Here is a 19,654-nt window from a genome sequence, read left to right as displayed (position 1 = left end):
GGGCTAAGGATGGAGGAATGGTTGCTGCTCATTTCCCGGACGTGCGCGCTTGATCTACATTGATCCGCCCCTCTGGCCGGCCCACGGAACGTACTTCTCCCACCTCGTCTCCGACTCCTCCCTGGAAGAGCTCCACGCCTTCGCCGCCGCAGCGGGCATCCCGCGCCGGGCCTTCGACCGTGACCATTACGATGTGCCGCAGCACCGCCATGCGGATCTGGTGGCCGCCGGTGCCGCGCCGGTTGACGGCGCCACCCTGGTCCGTGCGCTGATTGCCGGCGGACTGCGTATCCCGGCCCGCGAGCGGGCGGCATCACTGGTGCATCCGCTGCGCCGCCGCTGGGACGCGCTCGTCCCCGGCGCAGAGGAGCTGGGCGCCGAACTGCTGAACCGCTGGGGTGAGCCGCACCGGCACTACCATGACAGGCGGCACCTTCTGCAGGTGCTAGAGGCGCTGCACCGGCTCGGCTGTTCCGACCGTCCGGTGCTCCTGGCCGCGTGGTTCCATGACGCTGTGTATGACGGCGTGGCGGGTGCGGATGAGGAAGCCTCGGCGGGGCTGGCCGAGGAACTGCTGCCGCCTGCCGGAATCCCGGCAGCCGAAACCGCCGAGGCCGCTCGGCTGGTCCGCCTCACAGCGGCCCACGACCCGGCAGCCGATGACGAACGCGGACGGCTGCTCTGCGACGCGGACCTGGCAGTGCTGGGCAGGGCCCCGGCGGATTATGACCGCTACGCGGCCGATGTCCGGCGCGAATACCGGCATGTTGGGGATTCCGCCTTTGCCGAAGGCCGCCGGAGAGTACTTGAAACGCTGCTTGCGCGCGGTGTGGACCTGTACCGGACGCAGCGCGGCGAAGAGCTGTGGGGCTCAGCGGCACGGTCAAACCTTGCCCGTGAGCTGGCTTCGCTCGCGCCGGGCAGCTACCCGGCCGGGAGCGGCAGCGGATCCGGTGCGGGCCGTGGCTGAAACGGCCGGCTTCGCCGGACATCTCCGGGGCAGCTCCGGTTACCGCAGGGTACTGGTGGGCCTGGCGGCCGCAGGGGTGGCGACCTTCGCGCAGCTCTATTCGGTTCAGGGCCTGCTGCCCCAGCTCGCCGCAGACTTTAACGTGAGCGCGGCCACCGCTGCGCTCAGCGTCTCGGCGGCAACACTGGGCCTTGCCGTCGCCGTGATCCCCTGGTCTGCGGCAGCAGACCGTTTTGGCCGCCTGCCCGCCATGCGCACAGCGATCATCACCGCCGTCATCCTGGGGCTTGTGGTGCCGCTGTCACCTGACTTCTCCGTCCTGCTGGCCCTGCGGTTCGCGGAGGGGGCGGCCCTGGGCGGGATTCCCGCCGTCGCCCTGGCCTACCTGAGCGAGGAGGTGAGTCCGGTCCATGCAGCCGTCGCCGCCGGGACCTACGTTTCCGGAACCACAGTCGGCGGCCTTGCCGGACGCATCCTGGCAGCGCCGGTCGGTGAATATTCCTCCTGGCGCATAGGTGTGGCGGCAGTGAGCCTGCTCGCCGCCGCGGCCGCCGTCGTGTTCATGCTCGCCGCGCCGCGGCAGCGCGGCCACGTTCCACAGCGCAGGGCCGACGGCGGAGCCACACTGGCCGTCCGCCTCACCGTGAATCTCCGCTCGGGACGCCAGCTGGTGCTGTATGCCCAGGCATTCCTGCTCATGGGCGGGTTCGTGGCCGTCTACAACTATCTTGGATTCCGGCTTGAGCTCGCCCCGTTCAATCTGCCCCAGTCGCTCGCCAGCTCGCTGTTTCTTGCCTACCTGGCGGGCACCTGGTCCTCGCGCTTCGCAGGCAAGGCCTCAGGATGGGCGCGCGGCGGCCGCCGCACCGTGCTGCTGGCGTGCACCGCGGTCATGGCCGGCGGGCTGGCCCTGACCCTGCTGCAGTCCCTTCCCGCCGTCATAGCCGGCCTGGTGATTTTCACCGCCGGCTTCTTCGGAGCGCATGCGGTTGCCTCGGGCTGGGTGCCGGTCCTGGCCCCGGCCGGCCGGGCCCAGGCCTCGTCCCTCTACAACCTCGCCTATTACACCGGGTCCAGTCTGGTGGGCTGGGCAGCGGGACTCTTCTTCCAAAGCGCGGGCTGGAACGGACTGGCCGGATTCGTGCTCTGTCTCATGGGCATTGCCGCGGCCCTGGCAGCCACCCTGCCCGGCCGGCTGAAACAAACTGCCGGCACTGCCGCCGGACGTAGGCTGGAAGCGTGAAAACCCGGAGCCCCGCACCGAACCGGACGCTCGGACGGCAGATCCTCGCCCTGGCGCTCCCGGCGCTGGGGGCGCTGATCGCCGAGCCGATGTTCCTGCTCGCCGATGCCGCCATCGTCGGCCACCTGGGCGTGAACCAGCTGGCCGGCGTCGGGCTGGCCTCCACCGTGCTCCAGACCGCCGTGGGACTGATGGTCTTCCTGGCGTATTCAACCACCGGAACGGTGGCCCGCTTCCTCGGCGGAAACCGGATCCCTGAGGCGATAGCCTCCGGCCGGGACGGCATTGCCCTGGCAGTCCTGCTGGGTGCGGCGCTCTCCACGGCGGGAATCCTGCTTGCTCCCTGGCTCACCGGTGCCCTCGGGGCGGAGGGGGAAGTGCAGCAGTTCGCGGTGGACTACCTGCGCTGGTCCATGCCAGGACTGACGGCGATGCTGGTGGTACTGGCAGCCACCGGCGTGCTGCGCGGCCTGCAGGACACCAGGACGCCGCTGGTTGTTGCGGTTGCCGGCTTCAGTCTGAACATTGCACTGAATTTCCTGCTGGTCTACGGCTTTGGCCTGTCCGTCACCGGCGCTGCCATGGGCACCAGCATCAGCCAGTGGGGCATGGCAGCGGCCTACCTGGTAATGGTGGCGCGCATGGCCCGGAGGCACGGGGTCTCGCTGAGGCCCACGGTTGCCGGCATCACCGCAGGTGTGCAGGTGGGGTCCTGGCTGATGCTGCGCACGGCGAGCCTGCGTATTGCGGTACTCGCCGCCGTCGTTGTTGCCACGGCCCAGGGGCCGGTTTCCCTCGCAGCGCACCAGCTGGTCATGACGTTCTTCACTTTCCTTGCCTTTGCGCTGGATGCCCTGGCGATTGCTGCCCAGGCCATGATCGGCAAGGAACTGGGAGCCGGAAACCGGGCGATGGCGAGGGAGCTGACCCGGAAGATGTCAGTCTGGGGAGTGGGTTTCGGCGTCCTCACCGGGGTGCTGCTGGCAGCCGCGGCGCCGTTCGCCGGCTGGATCTTCACTACTGACCCCTCGGTGGTCACCGCCCTTGCGCCAGGACTGTGGGTTCTGGCCGCGGCGCAGCCTGTCTGCGGCCTGGTCTTTGTCCTGGACGGGGTGCTGATCGGTGCCGGGGACGCCAAATACCTGGCCCTGACCGGTGTGCTCAACCTGGTGGCCTACCTTCCGCTGCTCTGGTGGGTCCATGCCTCGGGCCTGGAGGGCGGCTCTGGAATCGCCTGGCTGTGGGCAGCCTTCGGGCTCGGCTATATGACGGCACGCGCCGTGACACTTTCCTGGCGGGCCCGCTCCGACGCCTGGATGGTAACCGGTGCGGCAACCGGCACTATGAACGACTAAGCTAAGAACCGGCCGGACCGGCCGTCAAGCAACCTGAAAGCGGAGGCTCGCCGTGGGCGCACCCCACCCCAAAGCACCCTGGGTTCCGATTCTTCTCCGTTCCGCGATCGCCGCGGTCTACGGCGGACTGACCATCTTCTGGCAGGAACCCACACTTTCCGTGCTCGCCATTGCGGGCGGACTGTACTTCGTCCTCACGGGCCTGAGCCTGTGGCGCATGTCCGCGCTGGCTCGTTCCTGCCGCGTCCCGCAGGTCCCGGGGGCGCTGCTGGTAGCCGCGGCGCTCTACGCAGTGGCCGGTGTTGTTGTAGCGCTGACCCAGTCCACCACCGTCTTCGCCTATGTTGGCGGTGCGGCCCTGCTGGTGGGCGGCCTGATCGAGTTCGCCTTCTGGTTCCGGGTCCGCAAGGATTTCACGCCGGCACGTGACTGGCTGATCACCGGTGCCGCCGCGATCGGTGCTGCTGCGCTGATGCCGGCGTTCCTGGCCCTGGCGGAAAGCAGCCATGTCCGCGCGCTGCTCGGCGTCAGCGGAGGCTCCGCCGTCATCATCGCCGTGGTCCTGGCTATCTCCGGGCTGGGCCTGCGCCATGACGCAAGCCTGGCACCGGAAAGCGACGAACCGTCGAAGGCCGTAAACTAGTACCATCCGCGGCTTTCTACCGAAGGTAGAAGACCGCCCAGCCGACAACGCAGGAGGACACATAGTGGCGAAGAGCCAGCCCGGCGGGACGCAGAAACGGAACTCCGTGAAGGCCCCGCTGGTTTTCTCCGCAGTCCTGGCCGTCATCGCCGGTATTTTCACCATGATCTTCGCCACCGGCGGAGCCACCAAGGACCTGCGCTTCGACCTCGGCCTCACGGCCGCCGGGATCGCCTTCATCGCCTCCCTGCTGATTTCCTCGCTGCTCCTGATGACCGAAAAGCCGAATCCGGACCACCTTAGTGAAGGGTCCGGGGTTAACCGCAGCTCGGCCAAGATCCCCGGTGGAGCGGGCAGCGTCGGGGCGCCGGCCCCGCGCAGTGGGAAGGCCTCGGCTGAAAACGGCGGTCCCGCAGGGTCGGATCCGAACGACACCCAGGACGAGAGCGGCCACTAGGCCGGCCCGCGCTTGCGCATCAGCGTTTCCGGCCCTTCCCCGGCTGGTTTCTCTTAGCCATCGCGCCAGCGCCGGCCCCCGCCACCTGACCGGCCGGCGGGGATGCCGGTCCGTCCAGCAGCTGGTCAAGGCCAGCCTCCTCCGCCGTGTCCAGCAGGGAGGCAGGCGCCTGTACCCCTTCCGGCTCTTCCGGGTGACGGCTTGCGCGGCGGTGCAGCAGCAGGGCCCCAACGGCCGCGGCCGCTGCCACCACACTGGCCAGGGCTGCCAGGGCGTTAAGGTACAGCCACAGGAACATCAGTACCGGAGGTACTGACGAGGGCAGCTGCAGCAGGCCAAGGGCTGAGAGAAGCCAGAAAAATGCACAGATTCCCAGGACGCTCCATGCAGTCCGGGCGGGCAGGGCAGAAAGCAGCTTTTGCTCCATCAGTGGCTCCTGGAAGCTGGGGGTGCCGTACTGCTCGACCCGGCAAGTCTAGTTTTCCACCGCGGCCCGCCGGACCCCCTCCGGCCCAAAAGCGCCGTGTCTGAAGCCAATCTTTTGACCGGTCCTGCCCAGACGAAGATCGGGTGCTCCGGGGGGACTGCACCGATGTGCAGTCCCCCGAAGGCACTACCTACCGGGCAGCCACTGCCGCCCCGCGGGTGCGCCGGCGGCTGAGGCCAATGCCTGCGGCGCCGCCGGCCAGGAGGACTCCGGCGGCGGAAAGCAATGCCGTCAGCGATCCTCCGTCAGCACCGGTAGCGGCCAGTCCGCCCGGAGTCCTGGTAACAGCCGCGGCCTGGAGCGCCGTCACCGCGAAGGTGGCGGAGGCAGGGGCCGAGCCCACGCCGTCGAGCTCCTGGACGGACAATTCGAAAGGCTACTTGTTTTACTCTCCAAGTACCTGCGCCGACGATGCGAGACGGCGCCGGTACGCCCGCACGTGCTGCCGGTTGCCGCAGTTTCCGGTGTCGCAGTAGCGGCGTGACCGGTTGCGGGACAGATCGACGACGGCGTTGCTGCAGTCCGGTGCCGCGCAGGTCCGCAGCCGGGCCAGTTCACCGGCCCGGACGACGTCGGCCAGTGCCATTGCCGCCTCAGTAGCCATCCGGTCAGCCAGCTCGGCCTCCGGTGGAGTGCAATGCAGGTGCCAGTCCCAGCCGTCATGCCGGACCAGCTGGGGGAGCGCGCTCGCCGTGAAGAGGAGGCGGTTGATTCCATCCACCAGGTCTTCCTCGCCGGCGGTCCACAACTCGGTGAGTTCGGCCCTCAGCCGGAGAACCGCTTCCAGCTCCGGGGGCGTGTGGGTGCGGGATCCGGAGAACCGTTCCTGTGCCAGGAAACGGGTCAGCCCGGCGTCGTCTGCCAGCGGATCAGGGTCCTGGGAGCCGGTGTTGACCAGTGCCGCAGCAGTGGACAGCGCCATTTCCGTGTCATAAGTGAAAACCATCTTGACTCCTGACATGCGCGACTTTAGTGTCACTAGCATAGGCCCTTATAGCTCGTGACATGCCAGCCGGGAGCGGGCCCATCCCCTGGAAAGGTCCTCCATGGCAAAACCCATCTCCCTGCGGGCTTCCGGGACTGCGCACGTGCGTAGCGCCGGTGCTTCGGGTCTGCTGATCGCACTGCTCTCATCTTCGGTCTTCGGCCTCTCGGGTTCCTTCGCCAAATCCCTCATGGAACAGGGCTGGACGCCCGCAACGGCCGTGGCCGTCCGGATGGGCGGAGCGGCGGCAGTACTGCTTATTCCCGCCCTGATCGCGCTGCACGGGCGCTGGTTCCAGGTGAGGCAGAACTGGAAAACCATCGGGCTCTTCGGGCTGGTGGGTGTGGCCGGCTGCCAGTTCTTCTACTTCAACGCCGTGGAACGGCTCTCCGTGGGCGTGGCCCTGCTGCTGGAGTTCCTGGCACCGGTGCTGATGGTGCTGTGGATCTGGCTGCGGACCCGCCGCCGCCCGGGCGCGGCCACCATTGCCGGTGCCGCTGCCGCGGTCGTCGGCCTGGTCCTGGTGCTGGACCTCGGCGGCGACCTGCGCGTGGATCCTCTCGGCATCATGTGGGGCCTGGCCGCGGCCGTGTGCCTCGCCATGTACTTCTTCATCACCGCCAAGCAGAATGACACCCTTCCTCCGCTCGTGCTCACCACCGGCGGGCTGCTGGTTGGTGCGGCGACCATGGCCCTGCTGGGCCTCACCGGCCTCCTGCCCGTCGGCTTCAGCACCAGCGACGTCGAACTGGCCGGCTGGGTCACGCGGTGGTGGGTGCCGCTGGTGGGCCTGGTGCTCCTCTCCACCGTCCTGGCCTATGTCACCGGCATCATCGCCGCACGGGCGCTCGGCCCGCGGGTGGCATCCTTTATTTCCCTGACCGAGGTCCTGTTCGCCGTGCTCTGGGCCTGGCTCCTGCTCGCGGAACTGCCCCGCACCGTACAGCTGGCAGGCGGTGCCCTGATTGTCACAGGCCTTGTGCTGGTGCGCCTGGACCGGAAAACCGACCTGCCGGACGTGTCCGGTGAGGCGGTTCCGGCCGAGGACCCTGAACCGGTTGACGCCATGCGGCACGACCAGCCGCTGAATCAGGGTAGGCTCACCGGCAGAGACAGGCACTAGGACCAAACGGGAGCGCCACAACGATGTACCCTTCCACTTCGCATCTTCGCGGAAGATCCTGCCTGGCCGGCCGCAGTGCGGCCGCGGGGGCAGGGGCATGAGCCCCACAGCCGTCAAACCGACGGCGCGCTCCCGCTGGACGCGGCTGATCTGGCTGATTCCGGCGTCGATCGCCGCACTTGCCCTGGTGGTGCTGGCCGCCCGGTGGCTGCGCGAAACCTCCGGCGGCCAGGAGTTCCTCAACATGTACCCCGGGCATACGGACCTGCCGGAGGGCGCTCCGGTCGGCCTGCCCGCCTGGGTGGGATGGCAGCACTTCCTGAACTCGCTGCTCCTGCTGCTGATTGTCCGGTCCGGGTGGATGATCCGTACCCGGCAGCGGCCGGTGGGGTCGTGGACCCGCAACAATAAAGGGTTCATCCGCACCAAGAACCAGCCCAAGAGGATCAGCCTGGACCTGTGGTTCCACCTGAGCCTGGACGTACTCTGGGTGCTCAACGGCCTGGTCTTCTACATCCTGCTTTTCGCAACCGGACAGTGGATGCGGCTGGTTCCCACCAGCTGGGGCGTTTTCCCGAACGCCGCCTCCACGGCCCTGCAGTATGCTTCGCTGGACTGGCCCACTGAAAACGGCTGGGTGAACTACAACAGCCTGCAGGTCCTCTCCTACTTCTCCATCGTCTTCATCGCTGCTCCGCTGGCCATCCTCACGGGCCTGCGGATGTCCCCATCATGGCCCGCCCAGGCGAAGCGCCTCAACAAGGCGTTCCCGATCCAAGCAGCCAGGGCACTCCACTTCCCGGTGATGGTCTACTTCGTGCTGTTCATCGTCGTCCACGTGACCCTGGTCCTGGCCACCGGCGCGCTGCGAAACCTGAACCATATGTACGCTGCCTCGGACGGCACAGGCTGGACTGGATTCTGGTTCTTCGCGGCGTCGTTGGCGGTGATGGTGGCAGCGTGGGTTGCCGCCCGCCCGCTGTTCCTGCGGCCGGTCGCCGCCCTGACCGGCAAGGTGTCCCGGTAGGGAGCCCTGCCGGCCGGGCGGGCTAGGCCTCTGCGGCCGTGACCGGAACGCCGGACTGCTCATCGCGGATCTGGCGCTTGAGGATCTTGCCGGTGGGCCCCTTGGGCAGCTCGTCGGTAAAGATCACCCGGCGCGGATACTTGTAGGCGGCGAGCCGGTCCTTGGCGAACTGTTGGATCTCCTCGGCCAGGGCCTGCCGCTGCTCATTCCCGGCGGGTGCGGCGTCGGGTTTCAGGCCGATGACGGCGGCAACTTCCTCGCCGTTGAGCTCATCCGGTACACCGATAACGGCAGCCTCCGAAACAGCCGGGTGTTCGTACAGCACTTCTTCGACCTCCCGCGGGTACACGTTGTAGCCGCCGCGCAGGATCATGTCCTTCTTGCGGTCCACGATGTAGATGTTTCCCTCGTCGTCGAAGCGGGCCAGGTCTCCGGTACGGAACCAGCCGTCCGGGATGGCTGCTTCGGTCGCCTCCGGGTTGTTCCAGTACCCCTTCATCACCCCTAGTCCGCGAACTGACAGCTCCCCGATCTCACCTGTCGGCACGTCGCGGCCCTCGCCGTCGAGCATCCGTACCTCCATGCCGGAGACGGGCTTGCCGATCGAGCCGGGTCTCCGGCCTCCGCCGGGCAGATTGAAGGACACGATCGGGGAGGTTTCGGACAGGCCGTAGCCTTCGAGGAGGTCGATGCCGAAAACCTCCTCGAACTCCCGCAGGACTTCCAATGGCATGGGTGCTCCGCCGGTGATCGCACCGCGCAGCGAGGAGGTGTCTGTCTCCGCGAGCTTCGGGTGGCGCAGCATGGCGATGTACATGGCCGGAACGCCCTGGAAGATCGTCACTCCGTCCCGTTCAATAATCGCCAGTGCTTCACCAGGGTCAAACCTGGCCAGCAGGCTGATCATGGCGCCGGTCAGCACCGCTGCATTCAGCGCCGAAGTCTGTCCGAAGACGTGGAAGAACGGCAGGCCGCCAAAGATCACGTCATTCTCGTTCGTATCCAGGAGGTTCCGTGCCACCTCGGCGTTGCTGCGGAGGTTGTCATGGGTGAGCGCGGCGCCCTTGGGCCGGCCGGTGGTTCCGGAGGTGTAAAGGATGACGGCGACGTCGTCCCCGTCCACTTCCGCAACCGAATCATCCGCCTCGCTGTCCGCAAGCAGCTGCCGGAAACTGCCGGTGTTGACGGGAATGACGTCGACGCCGCCGGCTTCCTGGGCGCCGGCCGTGGCTTCCGGAAGCATCAGTTCGAACGCAAACAGCAGTCCGGCGCCCGAATCCTTAAGGGTGTGGGCCACCTCGCGGCCTTTCAGCAGCGGGTTCATGGGCACCACCACTGCCCCATACCGCAGCACCCCGTAGTACACGGAAGCCATGGGTGGAATATTCGGCATCATGAGTGCCACGCGGTCCCCCCGCTGCACGCCGCGGGCGCGGAGCAGTCCCGCGACTTGGGCGCTCATCGCATTCAGCATCGAGTAGCTGATGACCGTGTCATTGATCCGCAGGGCGGGGCGGTCGGGCATCCGTCCAGCGGTTTCGGTCAGAATTCCGGCGAGGTTGGGCATGGACGATCTCCTTTGATCGGGCCCGGGGGCGAGCCGTAGTGCTGCGAGGCTACCAATCTGCCGGCGCCGGGGGAATGCCCAAGCCCGGAAGCGCGCGGCAGGACGGCGGCACTCCCGAGGGGGGTCCTGGCCCGCAGTATGCTCAACCGGGGCCGGCGAACCACCGTAACCCTTTTCCATCTCGATTAATTTGCATCTAACTTGGAGGTGGGGGCAGTGCCGAGCGAAGGACCTAACCATCAAAGAACTGCAGGACAGGGCGAAAGCCACACGTGATGCCATCTTGGCCGGAGCAGCATCGGTTTTCGAAGAGCTGGGCTATGGCCGGGCCTCCCTCAGCCAAGTGGCGGAACGGGCCGGGGTCACCAAAGGTGCCCTCTACTTCCACTTCCCGTCCAAGGAGGACCTGGCCAGGGCCGTCATCGCCGAACAGCACGGGTACGTTTCAGCGGACAACTCCGCCGTGCTGCAGCTGGGGTTGCCACCCCTTGAATCGATGGTTGTGCTGTGCCGGAGGTTTGCCGAGAACCTGCTCCAGGCACCTATCGTCAGGGCCGGAACCCGGCTGACCCTCGAAGCCTCGATTTTCCATGAGGATGTCCGCCAGCCATACGACGACTGGATTGAGGTGATGGCGCGCCTTGCGTGCCAGGCGCAGGAGCAGGGCCAGATCCGCGCGGAAGTGGACGCCCCGGCCTTTGGCCGCCTGGTCGTGTCCGCGCTGGTTGGCGTGCAGATTACATCCGCGGTGCTGACGGCCCGTTCGGACCTGTTGGAGCGGGTGGAGCAAATGTGGACACTGATGCTCCCCGGCGTCGTGGTTCCGGCCCTCGCTGGCAGGATTGGTGAGCTTGCCCGGTATACCCCGGAGGGTGGCCAGCAGCTGCCGGATTCGTAGGTGTAACGGCCCGGACGTCAAAAACCGGTCAACCGTCTTGTTTTAATCGCGCTGAGCATTTAGGCTCTGGGCTGTGGGGGGGTACTGGGAGAATAACCGGGGGCCTTTGCCTGCCTTGACCGGCCCCGCTGTGTGGACGCAGCGGTGTGGCGGATGAGGGCGGGATGAGTACCGGCTCCCTGGTTTCGCAGTAGGGGAGGGCGGGTGGAGGCTTGTGCCGCCACCCGCCTGTGCTGTCTCCAGGCATGGAGCCTAGGAGGAGGCCCCCGCCCGCTTGGCGAGCACCGGTGAAGCAGCGAGCACCGCGAGTCCCGCAAGCGGAATAACAAGCAGTCCCGCGCGAAGCCCTGCGGTGTCCGCCACTGCACCCACGACGGGCGGGGAAATCAGGAATCCGAGCCGCATCAGCCAGCTCACCACCGTCAGGCCGGTGCCGGGACGCAGCCCGGGAAGGTTGTCTGCGCTTTGCATGGCCGCGGGAACCAGGGTGGCAACCCCCAGCCCTGCAGCCGCGAAGCCGATGATGGTACCCGGCACGGAAGGAAAGGCCAGGGCGAGTCCCATCCCTACTGCGGCGACGGCGCCGCCTGCCTGGGCTACCGCGCGCTGGCCGAAACGGTCCACCAGCCGGTCGCCCATGAGCCGTCCGGCAAACTGGGCGCCCACCAGGGCGACGAAGCCGAGTCCGGCAACGGTGGTCGATGCCTCAAGTCCGTTGACCAGGTAGAGGGCAGCCCAGGAACTGCCGGCATCCTCTACCAGCGTGCCGGCCATGGCAATGAGCACCAGTGCGGCCAGGATGCCGTAGCGCAACAGGTGCGGCCTGAAGGCAGCGGGCTGACCGGTGGTGGTTGCGGCGGCGCCGGGGCCGGCCTCTTCCGGCTCGGGCCCGGGCAACAGGAACGGGTAGCAGGCTCCTGCCAGGACGGAGAAAAGGGTCCCTGATACCGCCAGATGGACGGCCAGGGGGACGTTCCAGGCGGCCGCGGCGGTTCCCATTAGCCCGCCCAGCACCGCTCCAATGCTCCAGACGGCATGGAACGAATTGATGATCGACCGCCTGTAAAGCCGCTGTACCCGCAGTCCATGGGAGTTCTGCGCAACGTCGGTTATGGCGTCCATGGCGCCCGCCGTAAACAGTCCCGCCGCGAGCAGCCCCCAGGACGGGGAAGTTCCCGCGAGAAAGATCCCGGCACTGGTCAGGACCATGCCTGCGACTGCCACCCGTGAGGACCTGAATCGGCGGATCAGCACGCCGGCCGTGAGCCCGGCCAGCAGCGCGCCGAGCGGGAAGGCTGCCACGGCCAGACCGAACTGGGTGTTGGCCAGACCCAGATGGTCCACGATTGCGGGGTAGCGGGGTACCAGGTTTGCAAAGACAGCACCGTTGGTCAGGAAGAGGACCGCCACGGCGGCCCGGGCCCGCCGGGCCTGGACGGTAGGGGTCACCTTCGAGGGTGCGAGGGTATTCACTGAGGTGTCACGACTCTCTGAAGTGCTTCACGGATAAGGTTTCGGGGCAGGGGCTCGAGTGACAGGGCGCTGTGCATGGAAAGCCCTTCAATCATGGCGTCGAGCATGACCGTGGTTTGCTCGTCGAAATGCCGCCCGAGGGCGGCACGGCTGCGTGCCATCCAGCGGTCGGTGATCCGGCGCAGTTCCGGGCGCCGGGCTGCCATGAGGTAGAGCTCATAGGACGGGAACAGCGTTCCGGGGCTGCCGAGCATGCCGAGGATGTAGCCGCTGATAACATCCAGAGCCTCGTCGGGGGAGGCGGCGGCACCGAGGTCCTGTGCGTACTGCGCCGCCGTCCGTTCGGCGAGCCGGGTGAAGGCTGCTGCCAGCAGGTCATCCAGCGACGCGAAGTGGTAGGTCACTGAGCCGACGGGCACGTCCGCTGCTGCGGCGATCTTCCGGTGGGTGGTTCCGGCAACGCCGTGCCGGGCAATAACGTCCAGTGTGGTGTCGATCAGACGGTCCCTGCGATCCGGATCGAATCGGCGGGTGGCGGTTCCCGTTGTGATGCTGCCGTCGCTGTGCGTCATGGGCCGTCCTCTGCATGAACTGAAAGTGCAGGCCATCGGGCCGCCTTTATGTACAAATGTACATAACCATGCCATGTGCAGAATGGCAAGGAAAAAGGCAGGCGCCGAAGCTGCCTGCCTTCGTCCCGTCCGCTGCGGAGCTTACTCTTTCTTCAGTTTGTCCTGCACGGAGCCGGCGATCTTCTCCACCGTGTTCGGCAGTTCAGTAGTCCCGTAGTACCGCGAATCCGGGTGGGTGGGCGGAGGCGCAGACGCGGCACGGAAGTGTTCCCGGCGTCGTCCGCCGTGTGGGCTCCCATCTGGCTGCGGGAGCGTTCCGTTACTGTTTGGGCCGCCCTGTGGCACCGCCTGACCGGTGGAGTTCCCTATGCGGGCACACGGATCAGCAAAGCCGGCCATTCACTCAGGGAACTGCGGCGGACGGTTCCCGGGGCCCGGTGATACCGTCGGCCAGCTCGCAGCGTTCGGCGCCCGTCCCGCCGCGGATAAGTCCGCGCTCCCGAAACGCTGTCAGCCAGCCGCCCATGGGCCAGGCTCCCCACCGTTCGTAGAAGAGGTTGGCGTTGCGGACAATGTCTGCCACATGCTGCACCGGCGGATCTTCCGTGGGATGCCACTGGTGGTAGGCGCGTGCGGCACCCACCCAGGCGAGGCCGACGCCGCTGCGGCGGGCGAGGCGGGCAAAGTCGGTGTCCTCCCCGCCGTAGCCGGTGTAGTCCTCGCAGAAGCCGCCGATCCGCTGCCAGGTAGCAGCAGTCACGGCGAAGGACAGGGACCAGAACAGGTCCGGGTTTTCATCCGGAACCACCTTTCCCGGTTCCGGTGCTGGCCGGGCCGGATGGGGGTTGTCCAGCCGGGCCAGTCCGGAGAGGTCATATCCGCCCGTTCCCGGAGGATCCAGGTAGGTCACCGGCCCGCAGAGCAGCCGGCCGGCTCCCGCAGGGTCCCTTGCCGCCTGCTCGTAGCCGGAGAGGAGATCCGGAGCCGGCAGGCAGTCCACGTCCAGGAAGACCAGCAGTTCTGCCCCGCGGGCCAGGGCGGTTTCGGCCCCCAGGTTCCGGGCCCGCGCCAGAGGCAGGTTTCCACCGGCCGAATCCACGCGAAGGACAGTTCCGGACACATCCGGATGCGGCGCGGCAATCGCCGGATCATCCATCGCTACCACCACATAGTCTCCAGGCCGGAGGGTTGAATCACGCAGGGCCTGCTGCTGGCCGGCAAGGTGCGCATGCCGGTCGTGCGCCAGCGTTATGACGGCGGTTTTCATGCCCCGGCTCCGGACCGTGCGGCTGCGGCGGACGGTAAGCCTCCGCGAAGCCCGCGGCCAGCGGGAAGCGCGGTTATCCCAGCTGTTTGGGCGATGACCCGGGCGGCCCGTTCAGCACCTTCGCCGTCGTTCCACACAGTCCACTTCCGTCCGTCGAGCCGGGCGGCGGCTTCCAGTACGGCGGCCCAGTCCTGGCGGGCGAACCCGGAGGAAACAATCACCGGAACGTCTATTCCCGCCAGCGCCTCGGCGGTGGTGGCCTGCTCCCGGTAGGGGCGGTCCTGCGGTACTACTACCGCCGGAACTCCGACGGCGGCAACATCCGCCAGGGCACCCTGGCCGGCATGGGTAACCACGAGGTCCGCCGCGGCCAGGTATGGCCGCGGATCAGCCGTGCGGTTCCCCGCCGTCGTGCCGAGCGGCAGCCATTCCACGCCGGGCGTCTGGCTCCGGGCATCGTTCAGTGCGGCGTCGTCCATTCCGCCACCTCCTGAGCCGCCGAGCACCAGGACTCGGGAAACCGGACCCGGAGCCCGTCCTTCGCGGACCGGGATTCCCGAAATCGCCCCCACCGCCTGGACCGGCACATCCTCGTCCGTGTGCAGCATCTTCGGTGCTTCGGGCGGCCAGGCGGCAATCAGCGCATCGGAGACGCCGAAGCCGATGGTGTGCGGGCGGTCAGTCCGTACCCCCGGAAGGGCGACGGTGACTACCGGAACGCCGTGCAGCCGTGCCAGGAGTGCCGCTTCCACGGACACGTCAGCCACGATCACGGCCGGATCGGTGTCCTGGATCCAGGCGGAAAGCTGTGCCATTCGCGCCCGCATGCCGGGATCCCGGGCAGGGACCCAGTGGAGGAAACCGTTGGCATCAACGCTGCGCGGTGCCGCGGAGGTGTCATCCGGCTCCAGCTGTACCCATCCGCCCTGCCAGCCTGCGGGCCGGGGGAGCGTGGACAGCCCGGTAACGTTGCCCTCTGGCAGGAACGCGGCAATCGCCTGGGCCCGGCGGAGGTGGCCCATGCCGTGGTGATGGATGTAATACCCGATCATGCGGCGGCCTTTAGGGTGCTGGCCTCCTGTAGCAGGGTTTCGTACTCAGCCACCATCCGTTCGTGCGAACAGAAAGCCTCTGCCCGGACGCGGGCTTCGCTGCGGTCCAGCAGGCAGGCCGCCTGGAGGGCACCGGCCAGGCCGGTGACGTCGTCGGGCTCCGCCAGCCGCCCGCAGCGTTCGGTGAGGATTTCCGGAAGGGCGCCGCGGCGGAAGGCGGCAACCGGCGTGCCGGAGGCCAGGGCCTCGGCGGCCACCAGTCCGTAGGGTTCATCCCAGCGGGGCGTGACCAGCGCGGCACGCGCGTGCCCGACGGCGGCGCGCAGCCGCGCGTGGTCCAGGTGCCCCAGATAACGGATGTCCTCAGTGAGCAGTGGTTCGATTTCGGTCCGGAAGTACGCGCGGTCATAGATGGGGCCGGCAAGGTCCAGCGGGATTCCCGCGGCGCGGGCCGCGCGGATCGCCAGGTGAGTGCCCTTCTCCGGCACGATCCGGCCAAACCAGATGGCCGGCCCGCCGCCCGGTCCGGGCTGCCAGGATCCGGTATCCACGCCGTTGCGGATAGCAGTGCTCTGAACCAGGGGTGCCCAGGCGTCCCGGGTATGTGCGCTGACGGCAATGAACCGCGTGAGCTCTCCCCGCACCTGAATGGCAGACTCGAGCCAGCCCACCGGGGGAGTGTGCAGGGTGGTGATGAGGGGAATCCGCAGCATCCGGGACATGGCCACGGGCAGGTGGTGGATGCTGGTGTTCAGGACGGCGTCGTATTTCCGGTCCCCGTGTTCGGCGAGGTCCAGCATCAGGGAAAGGTAGGCATGGTGTTCGCCCATCCACTGCTCGGGGAGGGCACCGACGTCGTTCCTTGCCGCTTCGCTCGACTCGAACACGGGCACGTCCAGGAACTCGACGCCCAGGTTGGGGTCCGATCCTTCGGCCGCGAAGAGCGTGATCTGGTGGCCGCGGGCGGTGAGGGCGGAGACCAGGGCATGGGTGTGGGCTTCCAGCCCACCGGCGAAGGGTTCGGCGATGGGGAACCGTGAGGGGCCAATGATGCAGAGCCTCATTGGAGCACTCCGGTGCGTTCCAGGAGCCGGGAGTAGATCCTTGCATGCGCTGCAGCGACGTCATCGCGCTGGCCGGCCCGGTCTGCCGGAGCAAGGGGTGCAGGCGGCCCTGCACTGCGGGCCGCGCGGACCGCGGCCTTCAGGGATTCGGCATCCAGGCCGGCTTCGTTGTGGGTGTAGCCGAACACCGGACCCTGGTCCGCATAGAAGCCGCAGTCCGGTGCGGCGACGGCCGTGCCCAGATCCCGGCAGGCCTCCAGCCAGCCCGAATGGGTGCCGAAGCGGTAAGGCAGGACAGAGAGGTCAAGGCCGGCCAGGTATTCCCACAGCTGGTCATCCGGCAGGAAGTCATGAACGCGCAGGTCCAGGCCCCCGGCTGCTGCCTCCTCGTCGAGGAACGCTGCCAATCCGGCGTCGTACCGTGCGCCGCCGGGCTGGAGCACGTCGCAGTGTCCGTTGACCTGGACCACCATGTTGCCGTCCTCCCGCGCCACGTCGAGAAGCGTCCGGATAACAGGCAGCGGTTCCATGCTGGCGCGGAGGCTCTTGACGTGGACACCAACCCGGTAGGGACCTCCATGGGTCCGCGGCCGGCGGGCATAGTCCGCCATGGTGTCCAGCTCGACGACGTGGGGGTGGGGGATGACTTCGGCCTTCCGGTCCCAGCGGCGCTCGATTTCGGCTGCCGCGCCCTCTGTGAGGGTGATCAGGGCGTCTGCGCCGGGGATGAGCACATCCAGGTGTGCGTTGTGCGCCGCGGGGGACTCATGGTGGGGATTGCGCAGGTCGTGGACGGTGTAGATCAGCGGCTTGCCGTGCCGGCGAAGGGCGGTGACGGCTTCCTGCAGCGAGGACGGTTCCTGCGCATCAAAACCGAAGTGGATGTGGAACACGTCGAATGAGTCGTGGTTCGCATCGATCCAGCCGGAGTTCAGCATGACCGGGGGCCACCACTTGCCAGTCGCGGGGTTGTCCGGGGAGTCGGGGTCCGGATCAGGCAGGCGGTGGACGTCCGGCAGCCCGGGGAGGCTTCCCTGCACCGGACCAAGATGGTGGATGTAGACGTGTCCTGCCGGAACACTGGCGACCCGAATACGGTTTGGTGGCAGCAACCTGGGACCCCTTTTTGGTTATGGCGGACGCCCGTGGATGGGGGCGCTGCCGTGCGAGTGGTTTAAATAGTAAGTACCGTTAGTAATCAATAGCACAAGAACGCTGAAAGGTGGCAAGGACCCCAAATGGATGCAGTGAAAGACGCTCTGGAGGAACTGCCGCACCGTATTGCGGACGAAGTTGAACGTGCCGGCATCACCGTGGGGCTCGCTGAGTCCCTGACCTGCGGAAACCTCACCGGAGCCTTGGGGAAGGGCGGCAACAGCGGCGAATGGCTCAGCGGGGGAATCGTTGCCTACCAGACGGAAATCAAGCAGGCCGTGCTGGGGGTCGGCGAGGGGCCCGTGGTGAGTGCGCGTTGCGCCGAGGAGATGGCCGCGGGAGCCGCCGAGCTCTTCAACTCAGACCTGGCGATTTCCACCACGGGTGCCGGCGGCCCCGGCCCGCTGGAGGGCCAGCCGGCGGGAACCGTATTCATTGGCTGGAGCCTGTTCGGGGAAGCAGGCTCGGCCCAGTACTCATTCGACGGTGAGCCGGCGGAAGTCCTGGAGAAAACAGAGGCTGCGGCGCTGCGGAAGCTGTACGAGCTGGCGCAGAAGGCCTGACCGCAGCCGCCGGGTGGGGCAGCCCGGCCTCCGCTGCCGCCCGGCCGGCCGCCTAGGCCGGCTCCAGCAGCCCTTTCTCCAGCACCAGCTCCACGGAGAGAGTCTTGTAGCCCTCGGACTCGAAGAGCACGGTCACAGTCTCATCCTCATAGCTCATGACCGTTCCCGGTCCCCACTCAGCGTGGACGACGCCGGACTGCAGGGGGAATGGCTGCGGTGTCTCGGATTCCCCGGGCCCCAGCTCTTCGCCGTCGGCTTCCGCGCGCTCGCAGTTGTCGCAGTAACCGCACATGTCCGGGGCGTCTTCACCGAAGTAGTTAAGCAGGAGCCGACGGCGGCATTCGCTGGTTTCGGCGTACTGCCGCATCATCTCCAGCCGGGATTCCTCGATGTTCTGGCGCTGTTCGGAGAACTCCACGGCAGACTTGACCGCGGTCTTGGCGCCGACCCCGTCCCGTGCCAGGTAGCCGTCCTCGGAGACGGTGACTGAACCTGACTGTTCGAGTAGCCCCAGCAGTGACGCGAAGCGGCGCGGATTCAGGTCCAGCTCGTCGCGCAGCTCTGCCGCGGACACCGGCTCGCTGCGTTTCTTGACCGCCCGAAACAGCCTCGCGAGGGCTTCTTCATCCGGTGCCTTCGCTGCAAAGAACCGGCGGATGCCCAGGTCTTCGGCACGGTAGTGCAGGAAGATCTCGGTGGGTTCGCCGTCGCGTCCCCCGCGGCCTATCTCCTGGTAGTAGCTGTCGATTGAATCGGGTATGTCCGCATGTACGACGAACCGCACGTTGGGCTTGTCGATGCCCATGCCGAACGCGGTGGTTGCCACCACGATGTCCAGTTCATCCGACAGGAACTGCTCGTGGATGCGGTGCCGGTCCTCGTGGCTGCGGCCCGCGTGGTACGCGTCGGCCCTCAGCCCCGCCTCCTGGAGTGCCTCGGCGTATTCCTCGGTCTCCTTGCGGGTGGCCACGTACACGAGTCCCGGGAACTCCAGCGTCCCGGCCTGCTCCAGCACGGCACGGCGCTTGTCTTCGGCATCCTCGTAGCGCGCGGCGGCCAAGTGCAGATTAGGCCTGTCGAACCCCAGCGAGATTTCCTGCGGGCTGCTCATGCCCAGCTGTTCGCCGATCTCCGCCCGCACCGGCGGTGCTGCCGTGGCAGTCAGGGCAACCACCGGCTTCCCGAGTGCGCGCACCAGCTGGTCCAGCTGCAGGTAATCCGGCCGGAAGTCATGTCCCCAGGCGGAAACGCAGTGCGCCTCATCGATCACCACCAGGGACACCTTGAGGCCCCGCAGCTGATCCAGTACTTCCTCCCGTGCCACCTGCTCCGGCCCCAGGAACAGGAACTTCGCCTTCTCCGGGCCCTCAGCGCGGGAGGCCGCGGCCCATGCCTCGTCCCAGTAACCCTGCGGCTGGGCTGAGTTGAGCACGTAGGCGCGGGTTGCTCCGGTAGCCTCATTGATCCCGTCCGCCTGGTCGCGCTGCAGCGCAATCAGGGGAGAGATGACGACGGCGGTGCCCTCCAGGGCCATTGCGGGCACCTGGTAAACGGCTGACTTTCCGGCCCCGGTGGGCATCACGCAGATGACGTCCCCTCCGTTGACGGCTGCTTCCATCGCCTCGAGCTGGCCGGGCCGGAAGTCCTCCCAGCCAAAGACCTCCAAGGCGGTGCGCTGCAGGTCGGCGCGGGACGGTGACATGGGCATTCCTCCTGGGAATTAAGCGGATTATCAGCTTACTGATTAACCCGC

The 19,654-nt window shown here is 67.4% G+C and carries 20 protein-coding genes; 9 read left to right on the top strand and 11 right to left on the bottom strand.

Features of this window, described 5'->3' with window-relative positions:
- Positions 1-49: 49 nt before the first annotated feature.
- From GD628_RS05580 to GD628_RS05560, 5 genes are all read left to right on the top strand, one after another.
- Positions 50-970: a DUF4031 domain-containing protein gene (locus GD628_RS05580; RefSeq protein WP_152274067.1), complete on the top strand. Its 921-nt coding sequence runs from the start codon at positions 50-52 to the stop codon at positions 968-970.
- Complete coding sequence (locus tag GD628_RS05575; protein WP_091601513.1) at positions 963-2,213, top strand: MFS transporter; 1,251 nt, start codon at positions 963-965, stop codon at positions 2,211-2,213. The genes GD628_RS05580 and GD628_RS05575 overlap by 8 nt, the downstream gene beginning before the upstream one ends.
- On the top strand, positions 2,210-3,568 hold the full coding sequence (locus GD628_RS05570) for an MATE family efflux transporter (protein WP_226802349.1): 1,359 nt from the start codon (positions 2,210-2,212) through the stop codon (positions 3,566-3,568). The genes GD628_RS05575 and GD628_RS05570 overlap by 4 nt, the downstream gene beginning before the upstream one ends.
- A gap of 52 nt (positions 3,569-3,620) precedes the next feature.
- The gene (locus GD628_RS05565; protein ID WP_152274066.1) at positions 3,621-4,211 is read left to right on the top strand and encodes a DUF308 domain-containing protein; all 591 of its coding nucleotides are present in this window, start codon (positions 3,621-3,623) and stop codon (positions 4,209-4,211) included.
- 64 nt (positions 4,212-4,275) lie between these two features.
- Positions 4,276-4,668: a hypothetical protein gene (locus tag GD628_RS05560; RefSeq protein ID WP_193313200.1), complete on the top strand. Its 393-nt coding sequence runs from the start codon at positions 4,276-4,278 to the stop codon at positions 4,666-4,668.
- 19 nt (positions 4,669-4,687) lie between these two features.
- On the opposite strand, the gene GD628_RS05555 is transcribed toward GD628_RS05560, so the two are convergent.
- The 3 genes from GD628_RS05555 to GD628_RS05545 form a co-directional block, all read right to left on the bottom strand.
- On the bottom strand, positions 4,688-5,095 hold the full coding sequence (locus tag GD628_RS05555; RefSeq protein WP_091600925.1) for a hypothetical protein: 408 nt from the start codon (positions 5,093-5,095) through the stop codon (positions 4,688-4,690).
- A 190-nt stretch (positions 5,096-5,285) separates the two neighbouring features.
- Positions 5,286-5,522, bottom strand: a complete 237-nt coding sequence (locus tag GD628_RS05550; protein ID WP_091600927.1) for a hypothetical protein — start codon at positions 5,520-5,522, stop codon at positions 5,286-5,288.
- A gap of 18 nt (positions 5,523-5,540) precedes the next feature.
- Entirely contained in the window at positions 5,541-6,101 is a 561-nt protein-coding gene (locus tag GD628_RS05545) for a CGNR zinc finger domain-containing protein (protein ID WP_152274243.1), read from the bottom strand.
- 100 nt (positions 6,102-6,201) lie between these two features.
- Between GD628_RS05545 and GD628_RS05540 the strand changes: the two genes are divergently transcribed.
- Positions 6,202-7,263 carry an EamA family transporter gene (locus tag GD628_RS05540; RefSeq protein ID WP_152274065.1) on the top strand — a complete coding sequence of 354 codons (1,062 nt, stop codon included), beginning with the start codon at positions 6,202-6,204 and terminating at the stop codon, positions 7,261-7,263.
- A 97-nt stretch (positions 7,264-7,360) separates the two neighbouring features.
- Complete coding sequence (locus GD628_RS05535; RefSeq protein ID WP_091600933.1) at positions 7,361-8,290, top strand: cytochrome b/b6 domain-containing protein; 930 nt, start codon at positions 7,361-7,363, stop codon at positions 8,288-8,290.
- Positions 8,291-8,312: 22 nt separating this feature from the next.
- Here GD628_RS05535 and GD628_RS05530 read toward each other — a convergent pair whose 3' ends face one another.
- Positions 8,313-9,857, bottom strand: a complete 1,545-nt coding sequence (locus tag GD628_RS05530; protein WP_152274064.1) for a long-chain-fatty-acid--CoA ligase — start codon at positions 9,855-9,857, stop codon at positions 8,313-8,315.
- A 190-nt stretch (positions 9,858-10,047) separates the two neighbouring features.
- On the opposite strand from GD628_RS05530, the gene GD628_RS05525 reads away from it, so the two are divergent.
- Complete coding sequence (locus tag GD628_RS05525) at positions 10,048-10,755, top strand: ScbR family autoregulator-binding transcription factor (RefSeq protein WP_226802348.1); 708 nt, start codon at positions 10,048-10,050, stop codon at positions 10,753-10,755.
- Between the two features lie 252 nt (positions 10,756-11,007).
- Here GD628_RS05525 and GD628_RS05520 read toward each other — a convergent pair whose 3' ends face one another.
- The 6 genes from GD628_RS05520 to GD628_RS05490 form a co-directional block, all read right to left on the bottom strand.
- Positions 11,008-12,228: an MFS transporter gene (locus tag GD628_RS05520; protein WP_226802347.1), complete on the bottom strand. Its 1,221-nt coding sequence runs from the start codon at positions 12,226-12,228 to the stop codon at positions 11,008-11,010.
- Positions 12,225-12,800, bottom strand: a complete 576-nt coding sequence (locus GD628_RS05515; protein WP_152274063.1) for a TetR/AcrR family transcriptional regulator — start codon at positions 12,798-12,800, stop codon at positions 12,225-12,227. Before GD628_RS05515 ends, GD628_RS05520 begins: the two co-directional genes overlap by 4 nt.
- Positions 12,801-13,203: 403 nt before the next feature.
- Complete coding sequence (locus GD628_RS05505; RefSeq protein WP_152274062.1) at positions 13,204-14,067, bottom strand: glycosyltransferase family 2 protein; 864 nt, start codon at positions 14,065-14,067, stop codon at positions 13,204-13,206.
- The gene (locus tag GD628_RS05500; protein WP_152274061.1) at positions 14,064-15,119 is read right to left on the bottom strand and encodes a glycosyltransferase; all 1,056 of its coding nucleotides are present in this window, start codon (positions 15,117-15,119) and stop codon (positions 14,064-14,066) included. Before GD628_RS05500 ends, GD628_RS05505 begins: the two co-directional genes overlap by 4 nt.
- Positions 15,116-16,183: a glycosyltransferase gene (locus GD628_RS05495; protein ID WP_152274060.1), complete on the bottom strand. Its 1,068-nt coding sequence runs from the start codon at positions 16,181-16,183 to the stop codon at positions 15,116-15,118. Before GD628_RS05495 ends, GD628_RS05500 begins: the two co-directional genes overlap by 4 nt.
- The gene (locus GD628_RS05490; RefSeq protein WP_152274059.1) at positions 16,180-17,295 is read right to left on the bottom strand and encodes a glycosyltransferase family protein; all 1,116 of its coding nucleotides are present in this window, start codon (positions 17,293-17,295) and stop codon (positions 16,180-16,182) included. Before GD628_RS05490 ends, GD628_RS05495 begins: the two co-directional genes overlap by 4 nt.
- Positions 17,296-17,421: 126 nt before the next feature.
- Here GD628_RS05490 and GD628_RS05485 point away from each other — a divergent pair, with 126 nt between their 5' ends.
- A complete protein-coding gene (locus GD628_RS05485) occupies positions 17,422-17,901 on the top strand; it encodes a CinA family protein (protein ID WP_152274058.1) in 480 nt (159 codons plus the stop codon).
- Between the two features lie 52 nt (positions 17,902-17,953).
- Here the strand turns inward: GD628_RS05485 and GD628_RS05480 are convergent, their stop codons facing one another.
- Complete coding sequence (locus GD628_RS05480; RefSeq protein WP_152274057.1) at positions 17,954-19,603, bottom strand: RecQ family ATP-dependent DNA helicase; 1,650 nt, start codon at positions 19,601-19,603, stop codon at positions 17,954-17,956.
- Between the last annotated feature and the right edge of the window lie 51 nt (positions 19,604-19,654).

The sequence above is a fragment of the Arthrobacter koreensis genome (genome assembly GCF_009193255.1).
GTDB classification, from domain to species: domain Bacteria; phylum Actinomycetota; class Actinomycetes; order Actinomycetales; family Micrococcaceae; genus Arthrobacter_B; species Arthrobacter_B koreensis.
This window is presented reverse-complemented; position numbering and strand designations above follow the sequence as displayed.

What these genes read in the sequence shown, in the direction of transcription:
- GD628_RS05485 (WP_152274058.1), top strand. Translation starts at nt 17,422, where the DNA reads ATGGATGCAGTGAAAGACGCTCTGGAGGAACTGCCGCACCGTATTGCG.
- GD628_RS05505 (WP_152274062.1), bottom strand. Translation starts at nt 14,067, where the DNA reads ATGAAAACCGCCGTCATAACGCTGGCGCACGACCGGCATGCGCACCTT.
- GD628_RS05555 (WP_091600925.1), bottom strand. Translation starts at nt 5,095, where the DNA reads ATGGAGCAAAAGCTGCTTTCTGCCCTGCCCGCCCGGACTGCATGGAGC.
- GD628_RS05545 (WP_152274243.1), bottom strand. Translation starts at nt 6,101, where the DNA reads ATGGTTTTCACTTATGACACGGAAATGGCGCTGTCCACTGCTGCGGCA.
- GD628_RS05480 (WP_152274057.1), bottom strand. Translation starts at nt 19,603, where the DNA reads ATGTCACCGTCCCGCGCCGACCTGCAGCGCACCGCCTTGGAGGTCTTT.
- GD628_RS05540 (WP_152274065.1), top strand. Translation starts at nt 6,202, where the DNA reads ATGGCAAAACCCATCTCCCTGCGGGCTTCCGGGACTGCGCACGTGCGT.
- GD628_RS05500 (WP_152274061.1), bottom strand. Translation starts at nt 15,119, where the DNA reads ATGATCGGGTATTACATCCATCACCACGGCATGGGCCACCTCCGCCGG.
- GD628_RS05535 (WP_091600933.1), top strand. Translation starts at nt 7,361, where the DNA reads ATGAGCCCCACAGCCGTCAAACCGACGGCGCGCTCCCGCTGGACGCGG.
- GD628_RS05530 (WP_152274064.1), bottom strand. Translation starts at nt 9,857, where the DNA reads ATGCCCAACCTCGCCGGAATTCTGACCGAAACCGCTGGACGGATGCCC.
- GD628_RS05495 (WP_152274060.1), bottom strand. Translation starts at nt 16,183, where the DNA reads ATGAGGCTCTGCATCATTGGCCCCTCACGGTTCCCCATCGCCGAACCC.
- GD628_RS05515 (WP_152274063.1), bottom strand. Translation starts at nt 12,800, where the DNA reads ATGACGCACAGCGACGGCAGCATCACAACGGGAACCGCCACCCGCCGA.